The sequence below is a fragment of the Geodermatophilus sp. SYSU D00079 genome, from assembly GCF_054050635.1.
The window spans coordinates 62,286-68,531 of the sequence record NZ_JBJGZS010000026.1; the positions used below are offsets into that span (position 1 = coordinate 62,286).

General features: G+C 74.6%; 6 protein-coding genes. 4 read left to right on the forward strand and 2 right to left on the reverse strand.

Translation table 11 applies throughout. The features are described 5' to 3' along the window. The first annotated feature begins 39 nt into the window (after window positions 1-39). The 4 genes from ACI79E_RS18470 to ACI79E_RS18485 all read left to right on the forward strand — a co-directional run bounded on the left by ACI79E_RS18470 (window position 40) and on the right by ACI79E_RS18485 (window position 4,325). Window positions 40-657: a DUF47 domain-containing protein gene (locus ACI79E_RS18470; protein WP_456934021.1), complete on the forward strand. Its 618-nt coding sequence runs from the start codon at window positions 40-42 to the stop codon at window positions 655-657. Window positions 658-663: 6 nt separating this feature from the next. Further along, window positions 664-1,665 (forward strand): anion permease, encoded by a 1,002-nt coding sequence (locus ACI79E_RS18475; RefSeq protein WP_456934022.1) that lies wholly within the window; start codon window positions 664-666, stop codon window positions 1,663-1,665. A gap of 8 nt (window positions 1,666-1,673) precedes the next feature. Then, window positions 1,674-3,086 carry an MFS transporter gene (locus tag ACI79E_RS18480; protein WP_456934023.1) on the forward strand — a complete coding sequence of 471 codons (1,413 nt, stop codon included), beginning with the start codon at window positions 1,674-1,676 and terminating at the stop codon, window positions 3,084-3,086. Between the two features lie 237 nt (window positions 3,087-3,323). Next, window positions 3,324-4,325: a sulfite exporter TauE/SafE family protein gene (locus tag ACI79E_RS18485; protein ID WP_456934024.1), complete on the forward strand. Its 1,002-nt coding sequence runs from the start codon at window positions 3,324-3,326 to the stop codon at window positions 4,323-4,325. 94 nt (window positions 4,326-4,419) lie between these two features. Here the strand turns inward: ACI79E_RS18485 and ACI79E_RS18490 are convergent, their stop codons facing one another. Further along, window positions 4,420-5,415, reverse strand: coding sequence for an NAD-dependent epimerase/dehydratase family protein (locus tag ACI79E_RS18490; RefSeq protein ID WP_456934025.1), 996 nt, complete (start codon window positions 5,413-5,415; stop codon window positions 4,420-4,422). Between the two features lie 76 nt (window positions 5,416-5,491). Further along, window positions 5,492-5,983 (reverse strand): DUF5994 family protein, encoded by a 492-nt coding sequence (locus tag ACI79E_RS18495; RefSeq protein WP_456934026.1) that lies wholly within the window; start codon window positions 5,981-5,983, stop codon window positions 5,492-5,494. Window positions 5,984-6,246 lie beyond the last annotated feature (263 nt).

Consider the following 6,246-nt stretch of genomic DNA (forward strand, 5'->3'; position numbering starts at 1 on the left):
GGTGGACGGTCCCCCTCAGCCGATCGGGAGCCCCACGCCGTGCCCTTCAGCCTCACCCCCAAGGACTCGAGCTTCTACCCGCTGTTCACCGCCTCCGCGGAGAACCTGGTGGCGGCCACCGCGGTGCTCAGCGAGTTCATCCACGACCACGCCCGCCGCGGGGAGCTGGCCGACAAGCTGCGCGAGCTCGAGCACGCGGGTGACCAGTCCACCCACGCGATCTTCCGCCAGCTGAACTCCAGCTTCGTCACGCCGTTCGACCGCGAGGACATCTACAACCTCGCCAGCGACCTCGACGACGTCATGGACTTCGTGGAGGCCGCCGCGGACCTGGTGATCCTCACCGGCCTGGGCACGCTGCCGGCCGAGATGAGCCAGCAGGCCGCCCTGCTGCAGCGAGCCGCCCAGACCACGGCCGAGGCGATGCCCCGGCTGCGGACGCTCAAGGACCTCTCCGACTACTGGATCGAGGTCAACCGCATCGAGAACGAGGCGGACAAGCTGTACCGGCGGCTGCTGTCGCGCCTGTACAGCGGTGAGTTCGACGCGCTGGAGATCCTGAAGCTCAAGGAGGTGGCCGACCAGCTGGAGGAGGCCGCGGACGCCTTCGAGCACGTGGCGAACGTCGTCGAGACGATCACCGTCAAGGAGTCCTGACCAGGTATGGACGCGGCCTTCGTCGCGCTGGTCCTCATCGTCCTGGTGGCGCTGGCCTTCGACTACACCAACGGCTTCCACGACGCGGCCAACGCCATCGCCGTCGCGGTCAGCACCAAGGCCCTCACCCCGCGGGTCGCCCTCGCCCTGGCCGCGGTGATGAACCTGGTCGGTGCGCTGCTGTCCACCGAGGTGGCCAAGACCGTCGGAGCCGGCATCATCGACCCGCCGGAGGGGTCCGACGGGCTGAAGATCGTGTTCGCGGCCCTCATCGGGGCCATCGTCTGGAACCTCATCACCTGGTGGTTCGGCCTGCCGTCGTCGTCCTCGCACGCGCTCATCGGCGGGCTCGTGGGCGCGGCCGTGGCCGCCGCGCACACCGTCCAGTGGGTCGGCGTGTTCGAGAAGGTCATCGTCCCGATGGTCGTCTCGCCGCTGGTGGGCTTCGGCCTGGGCTACCTGTTCATGCTCGTCATCCTCTGGGCCTTCCGGAACGCCAACGTGACCCGCGCCAACCGCGGCTTCCGGTACGCGCAGATCGTCAGCTCCGCCACCATGGCGCTCGGCCACGGCCTGCAGGACGCGCAGAAGACCATGGGCGTCATCACCCTGGCGCTGTTCACCGCCGGGGAGATCGACGACTTCACCGTCCCGCTGTGGGTCGTCCTGGCCGCCGCCCTCGCCCTGAGCGCGGGTACCTACGCCGGCGGCTTCCGCATCATGCGGACGCTGGGACGGCGGATCATCCAGCTCACCCCCGCCGGCGGCTTCTCCGCCCAGACCGTGGCCTCCGGCGTCATGGTCACCACCGCGACGGTGTTCGCCGTCCCGGTCTCCACCACCCACATCACGACCACGTCGATCATGGGCGTGGGCTCCACCCGCCGGCTGTCGGCGGTCCGCTGGGGCGTCGCCGGCAACATCGTCGTCGCGTGGGTGGTCACGCTGCCGGCCGCGGGCCTGGTCGCGGCGCTGGCCTACTTCCTCACCCACAACATCATCGGCTGAGCCGGCCGGTGACCGCGGGCCCGCAGGCGCCACCGGTCGAGCTCGGGACGGCGGGCGGGCGGTGGCTCCTGCTGGCCACCGTCCTCGCCTCGGGGATGGCCTTCCTCGACGCCACCGCGGTCACCGTCGCGCTCCCGGCGATCGGGCGGGAGCTGGACGCCTCGCTGGCCGGGCTGCAGTGGACCGTCACCGGCTACACGCTGGCCCTGGCGTCGCTGGTGCTGCTCGGCGGGGCGCTCGGTGACCGGTACGGCCGCCGCCGGGTGTTCCTGCTGGGCGTGGCCTGGTTCGCCGTCGCGTCGCTGGTGTGCGGGCTCGCCGCGTCCCCGGGCCAGCTGGTCGCCGCGCGGGTGGTGCAGGGCGTGGGCGGCGCGCTGCTGACGCCGGGGAGCCTGGCGCTGCTGCAGTCGTCGTTCCGCCCCGGGGACCGCGCCCGCGCGATCGGCCTGTGGTCGGCGTTCGGCGGCATCGCCGGGTTGCTCGGCCCGTTCCTGGGTGGCCTGCTCGTCGACGCGGCCAGCTGGCGGCTGGTCTTCCTGCTCAACGTGCCGGTCGCCGCGGTGGTGCTCGTCGTCGCGGGGCGGCACGTCCCGGAGAGCCGCGACCCGGCCCGCCGCGGCCGCTTCGACGTCCCGGGAGCTGCCCTCGGCGCGCTGGCCCTGGGCGCGGTCACCCACGCGCTGATCGCGGCCGGCGAGGACCCGGGCCGGGCGGACGTGGCCGTGGCCGGCGTCCTCGGGGTGGCCGCCGGCGCGGGGTTCGTCGTCCGGGAGCGGCGGGCGCGCGACCCGCTGCTGCCGCCGTCGCTGTTCGCCGAGCGGCAGTTCACCGGGGCCAACCTCGCCACGTTCGCCGTCTACGCGGGGCTGGGCGGCTCGTCGCTGTTCCTCGTCCTGCAGCTGCAGACGGTGCTGGGCTACGACGCCACCGCGGCCGGTGCCGCCATGCTGCCCTCCATCACCCTCATCACCCTGCTGTCGCCGGCGGCGGGGTCGCTGGCCGTGCGGATCGGCCCGCGGCTGCCGATGACCGCCGGTCCCCTGCTCACCGCGGCGGGGACGGCCTGGCTGGCCGGGGTGGACGCCGGGTCGTCCTACCCGACCGCGGTGCTGCCCGGGTCGCTGCTGCAGGGTCTCGGGATGGCCACGACGGTGGCGCCGCTGACCGCCACGGTGCTGGCCGCGGCCCCCGACGCGCTGGCCGGGGTCGCCAGCGGCGTGAACAACGCCGTCGCGCGGGCCGCTCAGCTGCTCGCGGTCGCCACCCTGCCGGTCGCCGTGGGCCTGGCCGGGGCCGACTACGCCCGGCCGGAGGTGTTCGCCGCCGGCTACCGGAGCGCGATGCTGGTGTGCGCGGGCCTGTTCGTGCTGGGCGCCGTGGTGTCCCTGGCGACGGTGCGCGCCGACGTCCTGCGGAGCTGATCCCGCACCGTGGGACCCCTGTTCGGCATATCCCGACCGATCTGGTAGACATAACCCTCGTGGCGGCGACGACGGTGCTCCTGGTGGGGCGGATCCACGTCGACCTGCTGCGCGTCTGCACCGCCCGCTGTCCGGGCTGCTGACCTCCGCGCTCCCGCGCACCCTCTCCACGCTCGTCCCGCGTCGTGTCGCGCCCTGCTGCGCGCCCGCGGACCTCCCCGGATCCGGAGCCCCCTCGTGAAGACACTCGCCCTGCTGGCCCTCGTGGGCCTCGGTGCGCAGCTGGTGGACGGCAGCCTCGGCATGGCCTACGGCGTCACCTCCACCACCCTGCTGCTGGCCATCGGCACCAACCCGGCCGCCGCGTCGGCCACGATCCACCTCGCGGAGATCGGGACGACGCTCGCGTCCGGTCTCTCGCACTGGAAGTTCGGCAACGTCGACTGGAAGGTCGTCGCCAAGATCGGCGTCCCCGGCGCCGTCGGGGCCTTCCTCGGTGCGACCGTGCTGTCCAACCTCTCCACCGAGGTCGCCGCGCCGGTGATGTCGCTCATCCTCCTGGCGCTCGGCGTCTACCTGCTGATCCGCTTCACCCTCCGCGGCGTCGACCGTCGGCACCTCGGCAAGCCGATGCGCAAGCGCTTCCTCGGCCCGCTGGGCCTGGTCGCCGGCTTCGTCGACGCCACCGGCGGCGGCGGCTGGGGCCCGGTCGGCACCCCCGCCATCCTGGCCAGCGGCCGCATGGAGCCGCGCAAGGTGATCGGCTCGATCGACACCTCCGAGTTCCTCGTCGCCCTCGCCGCGAGCCTGGGCTTCCTCTTCGCCCTCGGCTCCCAGGGCATCGACGCCGGGTGGGTGCTCGCCCTCCTGATCGGCGGCCTGGTCGCCGCGCCGATCGCCGCCTGGCTGGTGCGGCACGTGCCGCCGCGGATGCTCGGCTCGCTGGTCGGCGGCGTCATCGTGCTGACCAACACCCGCACCCTGCTCAAGAGCGACTGGATCGACGCCTCCGACCCGGTCCGCTACGCGGTCTACGCCGTGCTCTACGCGATCTGGGCCGCGGCGGTCGTCCACTCCTTCCGCGAGTACCGCAAGGACCGCGCGCTGGAGTCGGCCGACACGCTGGCCGCCGAGGCGGCGCACGTGCACGACGAGATCGCGCTGCCGGCGGACGCCGCCGACGCCGCGGACCTCACCCGCGACGTCCGGGCCGGCCGGCCCAGCGCACCGCGCGACTGAGGAAGGGCCCCGGGAGGGCCAGGAACCGAGGCGGGACCCGGGAGGGCCAGGAGCCGAGACGGGACCCCCTGGAGCTCCGTGGAGACGGCCCTGCTCAGCGACCGCTGAGCAGGGCCGTCTCCACGTCCCCGGGCAGCCCGGGACGCGGCAGGCCGTGCGGTGGCGGCGGGAGCTCACCGGCGCCCTGCAGCCACGTCCAGGTGTCGGCGACGGTCTCCCGCAGCGGCCGGCTGGGCAGACCGAGCCGGCGGGCCCGGGTGGTGTCCACCTGCCAGGCGGTGCGGGCCACCTCGGCCGGCAGCCACAGCGGCAGGTGCAGCCACGGCTCCACCCCCGCGGCCAGCAGCTCGGCCTCGGGGACCACCACCCACTCCGCGTCCGAGCCGGTCACCTCCCGGCACAGCTCCAGCAGCCCGCCGAGCGTGGTCATCCCGACCGGGCCGGTGGCGTTGACCGCACCGGCCACCCCCTGCTCGGCCGTGTCCACCAGCCAGCCGGCGAGGTCCCGGGCGTCGACGGCGGCGATCGGCTGGTCGAGCGCGTCCGGGACGACGACCCGCCCGCCCTGGGCGATCCGCCGCAGCCACCAGCCCAGCCGGTCCACCCGGTCGTGCGGGCCCAGGATCAGACCGGCCCGCGCGGTGAGGAACCGGCCGGGGAACGCCGCACCGAGCACCCGCTCCGCCGCGGCCTTGACCGGCCCGTACTCGTCGTCGTCCGTGCTCCAGGTCGGTTCGTCGTCCTCGGCGCCGATGGGGCCGGGCGGCCAGTTCGCGTAGGCGTTGAGGCTGCTGACGAACGCGTAGCCCCGGACGGCCCGGTCACCGGTGCCGGTCAGGGCCGCGGCGGCGTTGCGGGCCGCCGCCCGGCTCTGGCACGAGGTGTCGACGACGAGGTCCGGCGCCCACCCGTCGAGGGCGGCCGGCAGCGCGTCGGGGTCGTCACGGTCCCCGTGCAGGGCGCGGACCCCCACCGGTGGCTGCCCGGACACCCCGCGGGTGAAGGTGGCCACCTCGTGACCGCGGTCGAGACCGGCCGCGGCCACGTGCCGGCCGAGGAAGTGGGTGCCGCCGAGGACGAGCAGTCGCATGGGAGCAGCCCACTGCACCCGCTCCCCCGCCGTCCAGCCGGTTCGCGATCGGCGCAAGACCCCCGGGCGGGGCCCCTCAGACGGTCGTGGCCAGCCCGGGCACCTGCGGCAGCGGCGTGGAGCGCGCCGCGGCCATGACCATCTGGGGCGAGCGCGGCAGGCCGCGGCGGGTGCACAGCCGCAGCGCCCGGGCGCCGGTGATGACGTCGGTCTCCGGGGGGACGACGAGCAGGTCAGCCCGCTGGGTGCCGCCGTCCCAGGTCAGGCAGACGACGCCGGGGTCCATGCTGCGGAACCCGCCGGTGCGCACCACGCGGCCGCCGACGACCACCTTCCGCGGGGCCGGCGACCAGGCGTCGAGCGGGTAGGTGAAGCGCTCGACGCGCAGGCCGCGCTTGTCCAGGGCCGCGATCAGCTCGGGCAGCTCGACGGCGAGGTCGCGGCTGCGCGGGAACCAGGCGCCGTCGAAGGAGTGCTCTCCCGACCCGGCGTCGCTGCGCAGGCTCACCCGGACGTCGATCCCGCCGCGGTGCCCCTCGGCTGCCAGCGTCTGCAGGGTGGTCCTCATCAGCGTCGCGCCCGCCTCTCCTCGTCGCCCCGGGCCCTCGACACACGGGCCCGAGGAGAACGTAGGAGGGGAAGCGGGCGTGTCCCGGGGCACGGACGCCGGGCGGGTCGACGTCTCCCGGCCCGCCATCACACCTGGTCATGGACCGGTCACGACGCCGCCGCTGGGTCGTGGGGGGGGGGGGGGGGGGGGGGGGGCGGGGGGCGCGCCGCCCGCGGCGCGGGGGGTAAAATCACGTGGGTGGTTTTTTTTATGAAAGCCGC